Source organism: uncultured Kordia sp. (assembly GCF_947489565.1).
In the GTDB taxonomy this organism is placed as follows: domain Bacteria; phylum Bacteroidota; class Bacteroidia; order Flavobacteriales; family Flavobacteriaceae; genus Kordia.
Genome location: NZ_CANLEA010000008.1, coordinates 38,157 through 54,623 on the forward strand (window position 1 = coordinate 38,157; position 16,467 = coordinate 54,623).

Here is a 16,467-nt window from a genome sequence, read left to right on the forward strand (position 1 = left end):
TAAGATTAATCCCCTAACTTATAGTATCATGTTAAATGCATTTAGAAAAAAAATTGAAAAACATACGCCAATTAGTGATGAACAATGGGAACACATAAAAAAAGATTGTTCAGTTATGAATGTGAAAAAAAAAGAAGTTCTTATTAAATATGCAGAAATGAATAAAAATCTGTTTTTTATCGTTTCTGGAAGTTTTGAGATTTCACTAGTATCAAAGAATGGAGAATCAAAAACGGTTTGGTTTTTTTTAGATGACTTATTTAATATAATATGCTGTTTAGATAGTATTTTTTTGGAAGAACTTACCAAATATGAAGTCACAGCTATTGAAGATGCTACAATTATTAAGTTTTCATACAGCAGTATAGAATCTTGGGCAAACACGTATCCACATTTGAATGAATTTATAAGAAGAGATGTGCTCAATGATTTAGTAATTCTATTTGAAATTAGAAATCATATGTCTTCACATACTCCAATAGAATTCATTATGTACTTAAAAGAAAAGTTTCCAATTATATTACATAGAATCCCTGATAAAAACATTGCTAGACTAATGGGAATTACGCCAGAATGGTATAGTAAAATGCAAAAAAAATTAGCCGACTTGAATTAATTCAATCGATTTGAAATTTACGCAGTTTACTTTAGCCATATATTTTTAGTATTAGAAAAAGAGTTCAAAATACTATATAAAATTAAATAACGGCTAACCATTAGTGGAATGAATAAACAACTGCTCCTTTTCATTTTTTTATTACTATCTATTACAAGTTTTGCACAAAAAACAAACTATAACATTGGCATTCTTTTAGATAAAAGAACGGAAAAAATTGACACTATTTTAGTTGAACTACAAAAGCAAATTAAAGCAGTAGTTGGGGAAGATGCAGTTATCAATTTTTCAGATGCTTCTATGCTAGTAAATGATTTTAATATACAAAAGGCAGAAGATAATTACAAGCTACTTCTTACAAATGATACAGATATCATATTGGCTTTTGGAGGTATAAACAACAAAATTGTCAATAATCAAACCAACTATGTAAAACCCACTATTTTATTTGGGGCAGTCAATAAAGATTTTCATAACATTAATTTTTCAAAAAAGACTTCGGGAATTGAAAATTTCACGTATCTGATTGAATCTAAATCTTTTCTTGACGATATTAAAACATTCAAAGAACTCACAGACTTTAAAAAGCTAGGTATTATCATTGATCGTCCTTTAGTAGATCAATTTTCGCTAAAAGAATCATTCGATATAGCATTAAAAAAACTAGATGCTAATTATAAATTGATACCGTTTGATACTATTACAGATATCACTTCTAGTCTTACCGATGTTGATGCTGTTTATTTAGGAGGAGGATTTTACCTAAGTGATGCAGATTTAACTTCATTAGCTCAAAACTTAATTCAAAAAAAAATACCCTCTTTTACAAATCTGGGGATAGATTATGTCCAAAATGGATTCATGGCAACTAATGAATCTAACGAAAATTCTAAACAATTAATGCGACGTATAGCGCTTTCTATAGAAGGGTTTGTTAATGGGAAATCGCTATCCGAAATGCCCGTTTTTGTTGAGTATAATCCACGCCTTACCATTAATTATAATACAGCCGAACAAGTTGGTGTGCCTATAAAATATAGTTTAATTAATGACACAGATTTTGTTGGGGAATTTAAAAACGTATTGTCAAAAAAAACATATACTATTTTAGAAGTCATTGACGATGCCTTAAACAAAAATTTATCCTTACAAGCACAAAAAAAAGATATAGATCTCTCTAATCAAGATGTAAAACTTGCCAAAAGTAATTATCTGCCTAGCCTAACAGCTTCTGGTAGTGGTACCTATGTTGACCCAAATTTAGCCGAAGTGAGTTTAGGGCAAAATCCTGAATTCTCTACTTCGGGTAATATAACTTTACAACAAACCATTTTTTCTGAAGCAGCGAATGCTAACATCACAATTCAGAAAAAATTACAAAAAGCACAACAAGAAAATTTTAATGCATCAGAATTAGATATCGTTTTTAATGCGTCCAATGCATATTTTAATGTGTTGATTTTGAAAGCGAACGTACAAATTCAATTAAGAAATCTTAATTTAACCAAAAGCAACTTGCAAATTGCACAGCAAAACTTTGACGCAGGTCAATCAGGGAAATCAGATGTGCTTCGATTTCGTAGTCAGATGGCTCAAAACACACAATCTATGGTTGAATCTATCAATCAATTAGAGCAAAGTTATGTAGCCTTAAATCAAGTTATAAATAATCCTGTAAAAACTGAAATTGATGTTGAAGATGTAACGCTTAATAATGAGGTGTTTAAAGAATATAATTATGATTTACTTGTAAATTTATTAGATGATCCTACCTCACGCGAACCCTTTATTGATTTTTTAGTTGAAGAAGCTAAAAACAATGCGCCCGAACTTAAATCTTTAGGTTACAATCTTGAAGCTGTTGAGCGTAATTTAAAACTTAATTCAAACGGTCGCTTCTTGCCAACCGTTGCTTTACAAGGTCAATACAACTCAACATTTAATCGAAGCGGAGCTGGTAGCGAGCCGCCTCAAGGTTTTTCTTTGGTTGATAATAGTTATAATGTTGGTGTTAATGTATCCATTCCAATATTCAATCAAAATAAAACGAATATAAATCGCCAAACTGCCTCTATTCAAAAAGACCAATTAAACATTAACAAGGAGAATATAGAGTTAGCAATTGCCAGTAACATACGCACAGCAGTTTACAATGTTGCCAACCAAATATCTAATATTGAACTTTCTAAAGTATCAGAAGAAACAGCTAAAGAAGCCTTAGAGCTTACACAAGTTTCATACGCTAATGGAGCTGTAAATATCATTCAGTTAATTGATGCTCAAAATAATTACCTCAATGCGCAACAAGCCAGAACTACTGCTGCATACAGCTTTTTAATTAATGCCTTACAACTAGAACGCTTTTTAGGATCTTATTTCTTATTGAATACAAAGGAAAAGAATACCCAATTCACACAACGATTTTTAGAATACTTAAGCAAGAGAAATTAATCTAAACATACGATAGCACAATGAAATCATTACTAAAGATTTTTTATATAACTGCCATAACAAGTGTACTTGTTTCCTGTTCGGAAGAAAAAGAAGTGACTGAAAAATTTGTCAGACCTATAAAATATAAGGAAATAGGGTATTTGGGTGATGAAAAGGTGAGAACGTTTAATGGAACTGCTCAAATTGATAAAATTATTAATATGAGTTTTCGTAGTGCTGGAATCATCACAGTATACGATATTAAACTAGGTCAAAAAGTAAAAAAAGGACAATTATTAGCAAGGCTTGACAATGTACAATCGCGCTTATCGTATGAGCAAGCACTTACGCAATTAAATAGTGCAGAATCTCAGATGAATACTGCGAAACTTGCACTAAATCGAGTGCATTCTTTATATGAAAAAGGAAGTGCTTCTTTAAGTGATTTTGAATCAGCAAAAAATGCATTTAAAACTGCTACAGAAAGTTATCAATCTGCTAAAAGAGGCGTAGATATTCAACAAGAACAAGTGCGTTTTGGATATTTATACGCTCCTGCAAATGGAATCATTGCTGCTGTAACTGCTGAAAAAGATGAAAATATTGTGCCCGGACAAGTAGTTGCAACACTGAATGCTGGCGAAACTATGGAAATAACGCTAGGAATTCCAGAAAATGTTATTAATAGTATACAACAAGGAATGGATGTTGATGTAAATTTTTCATCACTTCCCAACAAGAAGTTTAAAGCTAAAGTGACAGAAGTATCACCTGCAGTAGACCTCAATACGGCTACATATCCTATTCGAGTAGCACTTACCAATCCTAGTAATGAAATTAAAAGTGGAATGGCTGCAAACATTACTTTTAATTTCGGAGATCACAAAAATGAAAATACCATTTTAGTAGTACCTGCCAATGCTGTTGGAGAAGATAGTAATGGTCGCTTTGTATTCTTAATTACAAATGAAGGAGGAGTCACCAAAGTAAAAAAACAAAAAGTTGTTATCGGAAATTTAACTGCAGAAGGCTTTGAAGTGATCTCTGGTTTGTCACTAGGGCAAAAAATAGCAACTGCTGGTTTGCAGACATTGCTAGACGGACAAGAAGTGAAACCATAATAAATTAATATTCAGCGTAGTTAAGAAAAAACACATCTATTTTATGAACTTAGCAAAATTTTCTATTGAAAAAAATAGAATCACCTTTATGGTGTTAATCACCTTACTTATTTTAGGTGTATCTATATACTTTAATCTTTCCAGAGATAGTATGCCACCATATACTGTGCGTGTTGCAACTGTAGTTTCAGTGTTTCCAGGAGCAAGTCCTGAGCGTGTAGAACAATTAGTTACTGATAAAATAGAAAAAAAAGTACAAGAGCTTCCAGAATTGGATGAAGTAACTAGCACATCCAGAACAGGTTTGTCTGTAGTAGAAATAACACTTAAAGATGAAGTGACTCCCGAAAAAATGCAAGCTGTATGGGATAGATTGCGCAGAAAACTAAATGTCATTCAAGGTTTACCTGATGGAGTAAGATTTCAATTAGACGACGATGGTATTGGAGATGTATATGGAATTGCCATTGGCTTAACCTCAGATGGTTTCTCGTATGCTGAAATGAAAGAATACGCCGATGATATAAAAGATGACTTAATAAAACTTCCTGCTGCTGCAAAAGTAGAAATAGGCGGTGTACAAGACGAACGTGTATTTATTGAGTTCGACAATGCCAAATTAAAAGAGTACAATTTAACGGCTTACAAATTACAGCAAAACATTGCTGCCACAAATATTTTAAATTCTGGTGGACAAATAAATTTAGGAGATGAACGAATCATTTTAGAACCCACAGGGAATTTTAATACAATTGATGATATTCGAGAAATGTTGATACCTGTTGGAAATGGAACGCAACTTGTAAAACTAAGTGATATCACTACAATAAATAAAGGATACATCGATCCTTCCAATCAAATTGTGAAAATAAATGGGAAGAATGCAATATCTCTGCACGTAAACTTAAAAGAAAATGAAAACGTTGTTGAACTAGGTGTTGAAGTTGATAAATTAATGAATAAGTGGAAAAAAAGACTTCCCGTAGGTCTTGAACTTTCTCGTGTTTCTTCTATCGATAATTTTATCAATGTGAAGATAAATGACTTTATGGTCAACTTAGTACAATCGATAACAATTGTACTTTTAGTAATGCTAATCTTTTTAGGACTTAGAACAGGTTTTATAATTGCCAGTTTAATTCCCATTGTAATCATTACTACACTAATGACTATGGGATTGATGAATATTGGATTAAATCAAGTTACACTTGCTGCCTTAATTATGGCATTAGGAATGCTTGTAGATAATGCTATTGTAGTGGCAGAAACCATTATGGTAAAACTTGAACAAGGAATCGATAAAAAGAAAGCCTCCATAGATGCCTTTTCAGAATTGTGGATGCCTTTACTAATTTCAACATTAACAACATCCGCAGCATTTTTAGCCTTTTACCTATCACCTAATGTTATGGGAGATATTGTAGGTCCAATTTTTGTAATTATTTCTATTGCGTTACTATCATCTTGGCTAATTGCCTTAACAGTAATCACGATGTTTTGTTACTTATTTATGAAAATTACACCTAAGGGTTCTAAAAAACCGAGCATGGTAGATAAGATTATAAATACTATGAAAAGTAAGTATAAAGATTTAATTTTAGTTGCATTGCGACATAAATGGAAAGTCATCATTGGTGTTTTTGCTTCCTTCATTATTTCGCTTTACGGTTTTGGATATGTTCCTTTTATATTTTTCCCAGATAGTGATCGTAATTTAATTACGCTAGATGTAAACTTACCTGAAGGAACCAAAATAGAGAGTACTGCTAAAGTAGTGGAACGCATAGAAAACTATATTGCAGATTCTTTAAAAGTAAATGAGAATAGAACTTCCGGAATTATAAGTTGGTCATCATATACAGGTAAAGGACCAGAATCTTATGATTTGGGGTACGATCCTGATGAACCTAATTCCAATTATGCACATTTGCTTATTAACACTTCTCATTTTAGCGAAAACAATGCAATGATTGCCAAGTTGGATAAATTTGCTTTTAATGCAATTCCAAGCGCAAACATTAAAGTGTATCCTTTGGCTGCTGGTGAAGCTGGAGCACCTATTGAAATTAAAATTTCTGGAGCAAATCCAGATGAATTATCAAAAATTTCGGAATCTATTAAATTAAAATTATCAAGTATACAAGGAGTCAAAAACCTTAAAGATGATTGGGGACCAAAAAGTAAAAAATTCTTAATTAAAATAGATCAGAATAGAGCAAAAAGTGCAGGGGTTACAAGCCAAGACATTGCTGCATCATTATTAACAGTTTTAGATGGTGTCCAAACAGGAAGCTATCGTGAAGATGATAAGTCAATTCCAATTGTAATGCGAAACGATGCCAACCAACAACAAACATTAGCATCATTAGAAACCTTAAATATTTATGCACAAAGTTCAGGAAAAAGTGTTCCTCTATTACAAGTAGCCTCCATAATTCCATCATGGCAATATGCTAAGATAAAACGATTAAATATTATTCGTACAATTAATGTGAGCTGTGAGTTAAGAGAAGGTGCAAATGCCTCAGCCATAATGGAGGAAATATCACCTTGGATTAAAAAACAGAGTCAAAATTGGTCAGAAGGATATACCTATGAATTTGGAGGAGATGCTAAAAGAACAGCAGATGGTATGGGTTCTGTCATAGGGTATTTACCTATCTCTGCATTTATTATTGTTTTATTACTTATTATACAGTTTAACTCGGTTCGAAAAATGACGATGATTGTATTAACAATACCTTTGGCTATAATCGGTGTTGTTATTGGTTTATTGATATTTCAACAACCTTTTGGATTTATGCCATTTTTAGGAGTGATTTCTTTAGCAGGAATTATAATTAATAATGCTATTGTACTTGTAGATCGTATTGAAGTAGAGTTAAATGATTTAGGTAGAAATGATCATGATGCCGTAATTACAGCTTGTTTACAAAGATTTAGACCTATAATACTAGCGACATTTACAACAGTTTTAGGAATGATTCCCTTATACTTAAGTGGTGGAGATTTATGGGAAGGAATGGCTGTTTCTATTATGATAGGTTTATTATTTGGCACTGTAATTACACTGCTATTTATTCCTTCAATGTATAGCGTTTTATTCAAAGTTAATTACAAAAATTACACTTTTAATGAACGTCTGTTAGACGATTAGTATGGTCATGAGTTTTAACTTAAAAGAAATTTTAACTTCACTCTGTCAATCCATTATATATTCAAATGGCTAATTCTAAAAATATTTGTGTTTTCATAAAAAAAAGAAAGATGGGAACCACCCCATCTTTCAACCATAATTAAAATAAACTAACCATCAATTATATCTATTTCATCAATAGATGCTAACGGACAGCAGTTTCTTTTTGATATTTTTCTACTTAATTTTTGATCAGTTTGATCGTTTTTTCTGCCTTTTCAGAATAGAGTTTTAACATATATATCCCACTTTGTAATCCATTCACATTCATTGTGCTTAGATTATTTTCTTTAGAAAGTACCAATTGTCCATTCAAATTGTGAATTTCTGCTTTGATCAAGTCAGTATTTGCATTTGTAATGTGAATGATATCTTTTACAGGATTTGGATAGATAGAAAGTGTAGCTAATTCGTTTGTTTCTTCTACGGAAAGTGTTGAAAAATCAAAGGAAGACATTCCCGAAACTGCTGTAGCATTCGGATCTACTACATTTACAAATTCTGCCATTCCGTTATCTACCATATCAGCTTGCATAAAACTTTTTAACGGCGTTACCGTAGTCGCTAAAGCAGAATTATTCTCTAAAATATACATGCTTCCAGATGTTGGTGCTCCATTAATTTGAATGGTCACAATATTGGAAGTTGTTCCCGCAGACGGTGCAGTTAAAGATGCTGGACTTCCCAAAGTTTCTGTAATTAAATAGCCATCAATTGCTGGTTGTGCAACGTTTGTTCCATCGAAAAAGGTAGCAGAAGCAGCACCTCCTAAAGAGGAAGTGATGCTTGCAGTAACACCATCTGGTAGGATAATGGTGAAACCATAACTCTGTACGGATGTAGCAAAATTATTAGAACTTGTATTCGGAACAGCGCCAATGGTAAAGTTGTAAGAACCATTGTCAATTAATGTATAAGTATATCCATCTTGTGCGTTTGCTTGGTACGAGAATAACGCAATGATGATTAGGACTAACGTTGATATTTTTTGTGTTTTCATAATAGTATAACTTGTCTTTTTTGTTTGTAGGTTTATTGTTGTATTAGATTTTCTGGTAATTGTTCTATGATTTGATAGGTACTAAAGTTTAGGAAGTTTCCAGGATGCGCCAGTACGTTTTGTAAAATAAATGGCGTGTCAGGATTGGTACCTGAGTATTGAATAACACCGTCCATATTGGCATCGTTCACATTATAACCTGTAACGCTATAGGTTGGGAAATTCAAGAAGTTGCCTGGATCATTTAATACTTCCGATAGAATATTTGGCGTATCAGGACTTGTTCCTGAGTACTGAATTACAGTATCTCCATTTGCATTTCCACACCACATTCCATAAATTTCTGTAGGCATTCCAAACGTAGTTCGCGCATTGCTTCCAAATAGTGAAGAATTACCAAAACTTGCAAAGTTTACAGAATTTGTAGCTCCTATAGTAAATGTTATTGCATTTGCGGTCATGATTCCCAAATGACTTCGATGGTTTACAACTACATAATAGGTATCTTCAAGATTAGAGAAATTTAATGTAGAAACACCATCAATTTCTACTACATCTCCATCGCGTTGTAGTAGTGCAGAACGTGCATGTGAAACAACAGTATTGTTTGTAGGATCACGTAATTCTATCCAAATCCAATCGACAATAGCATTAGCTCCAGCAACATCAAACACGGTAGCTTCACAGGTAATTGCATCTGCATACGGACTCGTCGTTGGTAAGTATCCCGCCACACGTACATCGTCTCGCATTAGGTTTTGTTCACCTGCATTCCGATTCAAGGCAGCACCTTGCAAATAGACTCTGATATCTAATGAGAAATCGTTGGTGCATGAAACATCATTATAAGTTGCTGTAACATCCTTGAAACTGCTCCAATTTGTATTCGCGTTTGCGGCATCATCTACCAAAATACACGCTAGGTTTGGATTATTGGTGAAATCGATGATTTCTAAATTTCCGTTGTTTCCATTTTTTACATTTAGAAAGTTTAGGTTATTGTCGTTTACTTCAATTCCTGCCAAAGCGCCAAAAGAAGATACGTCTAGATTGGTTAATTCATTTTGCGGAACAACAATAGACAATAAATTATCATGTGTGGTAAAGGTGATAGCTGTAATTCCACAATTTGTAGCATCAAGATTTATCAATTGTGTATTTGTGCTTAGGTCTAATACTCCTAAATTGACCGCATTTTCTAAGAATAAATCTTCTAATAAGACATTCGTACTGACATCTATACTCGTTATTGGACAATTGCTCAGTCTAAGCTCTTTTAGTTTTGTAAGATTGCTTACATCAATATTGGTAAATGAATTTGATTCAACATTCAAATCTTCTAGATTTACAAAGGCTTCAATTCCAGTGATATCTGAAATACCAGCGCCACCAACATCTAAGGAAATAACGTTTTCGATTAAAGCCGTTGGCACTTGTCCATCATCTGGAATATCATCATAGGTTAAAGCTCCTAATTCGGATTCAAAAACGGCATCAGGAATTGCTGTATAACGGCAATACGTATCGCTAAAGCTAGTTACAGCTTCGATTTGTGTCCAATTGGTGGTACTATACGCAGCATCATCCACCAAGACACAATCCAATACGTTACAGTTACGTGTATCAAAATCGATTACATTGGTATTATTACCATTTTTCATGTTTAGAAACGTCAAATTGGTAGCATTAAAGGCGCTGAACTCAATCAAACCAGTACATACTGATAGATCTAATGATTCTATATCTGTACCATTTATTCGTATGCTGGTAAGCAACGGATTGTTACTTACATCCAACACTGAAATTAGCGTGCCACTTACATCTAAATTTGATAATAATGGCGTATTACTTGTGTCTAAATTTGCTACTTCTGTCCCACTAATATCTAAATACTCCAACAAAGGAACATTGCTGATATCAATATTTGCTAAATCAGATTGGTTGCAATCAATGCTTCTAAGCAACGGATTGTTAGAGATGTTTATACTTATCACATCAGATTCTTCAAAATTGATACTTTCTAAAAGTGTGTTTTGTGATAAGTCAATGGTTGTAAAGTCATTTTCTTTGAGTGATAACCTAGTTAAGGCAGCAAAATCCTCAATTCCTGTAACATCTGATATATTATCATTATTTAAGACAAGCGTAGTTATACTTTCAATGAGTAAGGTTGGCACTTGTCCGTCATCTGGAATATCATCATAACCTCGTGAGGTTAACTGCGCTTCAAAGTCAGCATCTGGAATTTGTGTATAACGGCAATAACTATCAGTGAAAATACTGGAAGACTGCACATTACTCCAATTACTTACTGCGTATTGTACATCATCTACAGATACACATAAAGATGGGCTTCCATAAATAGAATGCCCACTTATGTTTGTGTTATTGCCATTTTTTATATTGATAAATTCTGCTACGTTAGAAACAACGACCAATTCATTTAAGGCAGTATTATTTCGTAAATCATATGATACAATACTATTCCCTGTAGAAACTAAAGATAGTAAAGCAGTGTTGTTACTTAGGTCCAGACTTGTTAAGTTGTTATTTACCAGATCGATTTCTAGTAGATTTACTAAACTGCTTAAGTCGAGTTCTGTTAGTGGACAATTAGATAAATTCAGTATTTCTAAGGCACTATTGGCATGTAAATTTACGGTTGAGAATAGATTATTATTGGCTTGTAAATCTGTCAAAGCCGTAAAAGCTTCAATTCCTGTTAAATCAGTAATTGCTTGATTCTGTATATCTAGCGAAGTTATTCCTTCAATTAATAAGGTTGGTACTTGTCCGTCACTAGACATATCATCGTAGCCTAAGGCTTCTAGAGCAGCTTCAAAATTTGCATCAGGAATTGCTGTATAACGACAATAGGAATCGCTGAAACTTGTTTGCATATCACGATTTGTCCAATTGGTCGTACTATAAGCGGCATCATCTACCAAAACACAGCTTAGATTTGGATTGTTATCTAAAAAAATAGATAGAATATTCGTATTGTTACCATTCTTCATATTAAAATCTAAAAGATTATTCCCTTGAAGCGCAACACGTTGTATGCCTGTTGATGCAGAAAGATCTAAAGAATCTGTTAAATTATTGTTTGGCATAAAGATTTTTTCAAGATTTGGCAACTCTGGCAATACGATGCTTTGTAAGCCAGCGTTGGTAATATCTATATCTCTAAGTAGTGGACTATTGCTTAAGTCTAAACTTGCTATAGTAGTTCCTGTATCTACAATGAGTATATACTCCAAAAGTGGATTGTTATTGATACTAAGACTCGTTACAGGATTACTATTTATCTCCAATAGTGTTAAAGCTGTATTGACATCTACGTTTACAGAAGTAATGTTGTTTTGATAAATTCTCAATTCTTCTAATGCAGTAAAAGCTTCAATTCCTGTAATGTCAGAAATAGTATTCCCAGGAAGTATCGTAAATGAAGTAAGTCCTTCAATCAACGCCGTCGGCACTTGTCCATCTGCAGTACTATCATCATAGCCCAAACTATCTAAATATGCTTCAAAATTAGGATCTGGAATTGCCGTATAACGACAATACGTATCACTGAAACTTGTTTGCGCATCAATGTTTGTCCAATTGGTTGTACTATAGACTGCATCATCTACACGAATGCAGGTTAAATTACTGTTAGAATTCGCTCTAAAATTGGTAATATTGGTATTAAATCCATTCTTTACATTCAGATGCGTCATATCATTATCTCTAACATCGACACTTGTCAATGCTGGATTATTGGTTAAATCTAGCGATGAAATGCTATTATTTCGAATACCAATTTCTTTTAATAAAACATTTTCAGAAACATCTAATTCAGTCAATGAATTGCCAAATAAATCAAGTTCTCTTAATGCTACTGCATCGGTTAGATTTATACTTGAAAGTTGATTGGACCAAATTGATAAATTAGTCAATTCACTAAGTCCAGTTGCATCAAAAGAAGTAATCGCATTTTCGCTGGCAGCAATAAAACGAACACCAGTATTGTTTGACAGATCAAGACTTGTTAATGAGTTTTTATCACACCATAAGAAATCAAGGTTAAGGTTTTGTGAAAGATCTATACTTGTCAATGAATTGTTTGTCAATCGTAAGGATCCTAAGGCTGTAAAGTCTTCAATTCCTGTTAAATCTGCAATGGAAGCGTTTCTAACATCTAATACCAACTCATTTTCTATTAAAGTTGTCGGTACTTGTCCGTCATCAGGAATATCATCATAGCCTAACGCATTTAAAGCAGCTTCAAAATTCGAATCTGGAATGGCAGTATAGCGGCAATAGGTATCACTAAAGCTAGTATTTAGTTCAATAGCTGTCCAATAGGTTGTACTGTAAGCTACATCATCTACTACGATACAGGATAAATCAGGATTTTGGCTTGTATCAAAATTCCCGCTCAATATCGCCGTATTATTTCCGTTTTTGACATTCAAATATGTAAGCGCGTTGTTTCTGAGAAAAACTTCTTCCAAGGCCACCAATTCAGACAAGTCTAAAGATTGTAGTTGATTACTGTTTAGATATAAGTTTTTTAAACTTGTTAAATTCCCAAAAGTAATGCTCGACAAACTGGCATCATTGGCATCTAGTACTTCTAAAAGTGTATTCGTAGTTAAATCTAAACTGTTCAAGTTTCCTCCATCTTCAACATCTAAGTTTTTCAATTGTAAATTGCTAGAAACATCTAAACTGGTAATAGGACATGAATCTAGATTTAAAATTTCCAAATCTGTGAGTGTACTAACATTAATCGTTGAAAAAGGATTGTTAGCTGCTTCTAATTCGGTTAAAGCAATAAAATCTTGAATACCCGTCATGTCAGCTATCGATTCGCTATTTACATCTAATGAAGTCACCACTTCAATTAAAGCGGTTGGAACTTGTTGGTCGCCTGAAATATCATCATAGCCTAAAGTGTTTAGAGCTGCTTCAAAATTGCTGTCAGGAATGCTAGTGTAACGGCAATATCCTGTGGCTGAAAATTGTGTTTGCGCATCAATAGCTGTCCAATTTGCGGAACTATAAGCTGCATCATCCACAAATATGCAGGTGAGATTTGGATTGTTTCTAGCATTAAAGACAAAAATATTCGTATTGTTACCACTGCGGATGTCCAACTCAGTGAGTTCATTTTCTGTAACAATAACCGTCACTAACGATGTATTTGCGGTTAAATCTAAGTTCGTTAAATCGTTACGATTTACATTAAGATATGTTAAATTAAGGTTGTTACTGAGGTCTATTGTTGTAAGATTGTTAAAATCAGCCTCTAACGTTTGTAGCGCGGTAAAATCCTCTATTCCTGTTAAATCAGTAATTGCCAAGTTAGCGATTAAAATACTTTGCGCATTTTCTATCAATGCGGTTGGCACTTGTCCATCTGTAGCAATATCATCATATCCCAACGTTCCTAATCGCAGTTCAAAATTGGCATCCGGAATGGCAGTATAACGACAATAGGTATCACTGAAACTAATTTGATTATCAACCACAGTCCAATTGGTCGTACTGTAAGTTGCATCATCCACCAAAACACAGGTCAAATTAGGAGTGTTTAATAAATTGATTAATGTAACATTGGTATTGTTTCCGTTTTTTAAGTTCAAATAGTTAAGATCAGTACTATTTCCTAATAAAATCCTAGTCAAAGAAGTAGCACCTGACAAGTCTAATGATTCGAAATTGTTTCCTTCTAAAAAGACTTTTTCTAAATTTTGAATGTCATTTGGCAAGGTAAGATTGACTAAACCAATACTATTTGCATCTAATTCTCTTAACGAAGGACTATTGGATAGGTTTAAATCTGTAATTACCGATTGCTCATCAGAGCTATCAAATTCTATGGTTTCCAACAATGGATTGTTGTCTACTAAAAAGGTGTTGATTGTGGAATCACTAAATTCTACAGTTTTTAATTGTGTGTTTGCACTTAGATCTACTGTTGGAATCGTTTCACCATTCAGCTCAAAACTTTCTAATGCAGCAAAATCTTGAATTCCTGTTAGATTTGCAGTTCCTGTGCTACTTAAGTTTAAAGCCGTTACATTTTCAATTAAAGCTGTTGGCACTTGTCCATCACTTGACATATCATCATAGCCTAAAGCTTCCAATGCCGTTTCAAAATTGATGTCAGGAATTATGGTGTATCTACAATACTCTGTGCTTGTAAATAGTGTTTGTGCATCAATACTGGTCCAATTGCTTGTACTATAGGCTGTATCATCTACAAATACACAGGTTAACTCAGTATTACTAGTTAGATTTACACTTGAAATATTGGTGTTATTACGATTTCTCAAATTAGCTGAGGTCAAGTTATTATTGCTTAACTGAATGGTACTTAATGCAGTATTCATAGTCAAATCAATACTTGTTAATTGATTTGAGGATGCATCAAAATTTATTAATGCAGTATTGAAACCTAGGTCAATTGCACTCAATTGATTGTTAGAAATAACTAGGTTTTCCAAATTCACGAGCGGTTCAAGAGAAATGCTTTGGAGTGAATTTTCACTAACATCTAAGATTTTTAAATTTGTCAATGTACCAACCTCAAGAGTCATAAACATATTATTCGTTACTCGAAGTGTTTCCAAGTTCATGCTGTTAAAAATTTCCAGCATTGATAAGTTGTTATTGTTTAGAGAAACTTCTAGCAATGCAGATAGATTCTGAATGTTGATCTGGAAAAGATTGTTATTATCAGCTTGTATGTATTGCAACGATTGATTGTTACTTAAGTCTAATATGTTCAGCATATTGTCATTCGCATACAAATGTGTCAATTGAGGCAGACCATTTAGGTTCAAATTTGTCAAATTATTTCCTGAAACATTTAAGGTTTGTAGCGCTGCAAAATGCTCAATTCCTGATAAGTCAGCGATAAATTGATTGGACACGTTTAAGTCTGTCGTTATCATAACCATTCCCATGGGAACTTGTCCATCGCCTGGCATATCGTCAATTCCTAAGTTAAATAATGCGATTTCAAAATTAGGATCTGGAATTGGAATGAATGAAGCACATTCCACATTGTTGTCAGTTTCTGTATATCCGTAACTATACCATAGATTACAGAACAGAAGTAAAGCTGTTAGTTTTCTATACATCGTTTTTTAGTTTATTTTAATTATGATTGTTATAAAAACTGTTGCATGAATGTTTTTAAAAACTATTCAGGAGTGTTCTTATATTTTTTGACAAATATTTATAAATCTTCATGCGTTCGGAAAAAAAGCAGGTTGACAAAGTATTAACAACTTGTTAAAACTTCCATTTTTTAAGGGATTAGAGCATTTTTTGGGTTTTAAAACAGATAACTTAATTGATTACATTAATGTGAGTTCGAGTGGCGAATCTGTGATTCGTTGTATTGAAACAGCATTGAATTTCTGAGTTGTTCTCGATACTATCTTCTTCATTTCATTACGAAAATCACTCGAACTGACATTTTTTGAAATTGAACTTGAACTTGAATTTGAAATATCTAACGTCAGTTCGAGTGTTTTTATAGAGCAAAGCGGAATAAAAATGTATCGAGAACTACTTGGTAACTTTTTTAATGTAAAAATGTGTCAATTTGACGATGTAGTAATGTTGTTATAATGCGTCATTGCGCGGAAGTATGACAAAGCAATCTGTAACTTTTATAACAGATATGTTTTATGATAAACAGATCTCCACGTCACTAGCGTTCCTCGTGATGACGAATCATACATAACGAAATCAAACTTTATCAAAATTCATTTGTTTTTGTCATAGAAATCGAACTGACGGATTGTGATATAAAAATAATTATGTGTTTTTGTGAAACTGATTACTTCACTATTACTTATAATTGTGGATCATTTTTTTGTCACGAATTCACGAATAGTGTTTAGGGAACCATTAACTTTATAAATATTCACACAAATCGTCTTGTGTATCTAATAGTGTCTTTATTCCAACCGTCAGTTCGAGTGAGATTTCAAAGAAATCTTGTATCGAGAACAGCTTTGAATTTCTGAGTTGTTCTCAATACTATTTTCTTCATTTCATTACGAAAATCACTCGAACTGACGGATTGTGTGATATA

Annotated in this window: 6 protein-coding genes; 4 read left to right on the top strand and 2 right to left on the bottom strand. The window is 33.1% G+C overall.

Going from position 1 to position 16,467, the window contains the following annotated elements; genetic code table 11:
• Positions 1–28: 28 nt before the first annotated feature.
• The 4 genes from Q0845_RS12285 (at position 29) to Q0845_RS12300 (ending at position 7,327) form a co-directional block, all read left to right on the top strand.
• Positions 29–616: a Crp/Fnr family transcriptional regulator gene (locus Q0845_RS12285; protein WP_298513455.1), complete on the top strand. Its 588-nt coding sequence runs from the start codon at positions 29–31 to the stop codon at positions 614–616.
• Positions 617–724: 108 nt separating this feature from the next.
• Positions 725–3,067, top strand: coding sequence for a TolC family protein (locus Q0845_RS12290; RefSeq protein WP_298513458.1), 2,343 nt, complete (start codon positions 725–727; stop codon positions 3,065–3,067).
• A 20-nt stretch (positions 3,068–3,087) separates the two neighbouring features.
• Positions 3,088–4,170 (top strand): efflux RND transporter periplasmic adaptor subunit, encoded by a 1,083-nt coding sequence (locus Q0845_RS12295; RefSeq protein ID WP_298513462.1) that lies wholly within the window; start codon positions 3,088–3,090, stop codon positions 4,168–4,170.
• A gap of 43 nt (positions 4,171–4,213) precedes the next feature.
• Entirely contained in the window at positions 4,214–7,327 is a 3,114-nt protein-coding gene (locus tag Q0845_RS12300; RefSeq protein ID WP_298513464.1) for an efflux RND transporter permease subunit, read from the top strand.
• A 220-nt stretch (positions 7,328–7,547) separates the two neighbouring features.
• On the opposite strand, the gene Q0845_RS12305 is transcribed toward Q0845_RS12300, so the two are convergent.
• Positions 7,548–8,366, bottom strand: coding sequence for a T9SS type A sorting domain-containing protein (locus Q0845_RS12305; protein ID WP_298513466.1), 819 nt, complete (start codon positions 8,364–8,366; stop codon positions 7,548–7,550).
• A gap of 32 nt (positions 8,367–8,398) precedes the next feature.
• Positions 8,399–15,502 carry a hypothetical protein gene (locus Q0845_RS12310; RefSeq protein ID WP_298513469.1) on the bottom strand — a complete coding sequence of 2,368 codons (7,104 nt, stop codon included), beginning with the start codon at positions 15,500–15,502 and terminating at the stop codon, positions 8,399–8,401.
• Positions 15,503–16,467: the final 965 nt, after the last annotated feature.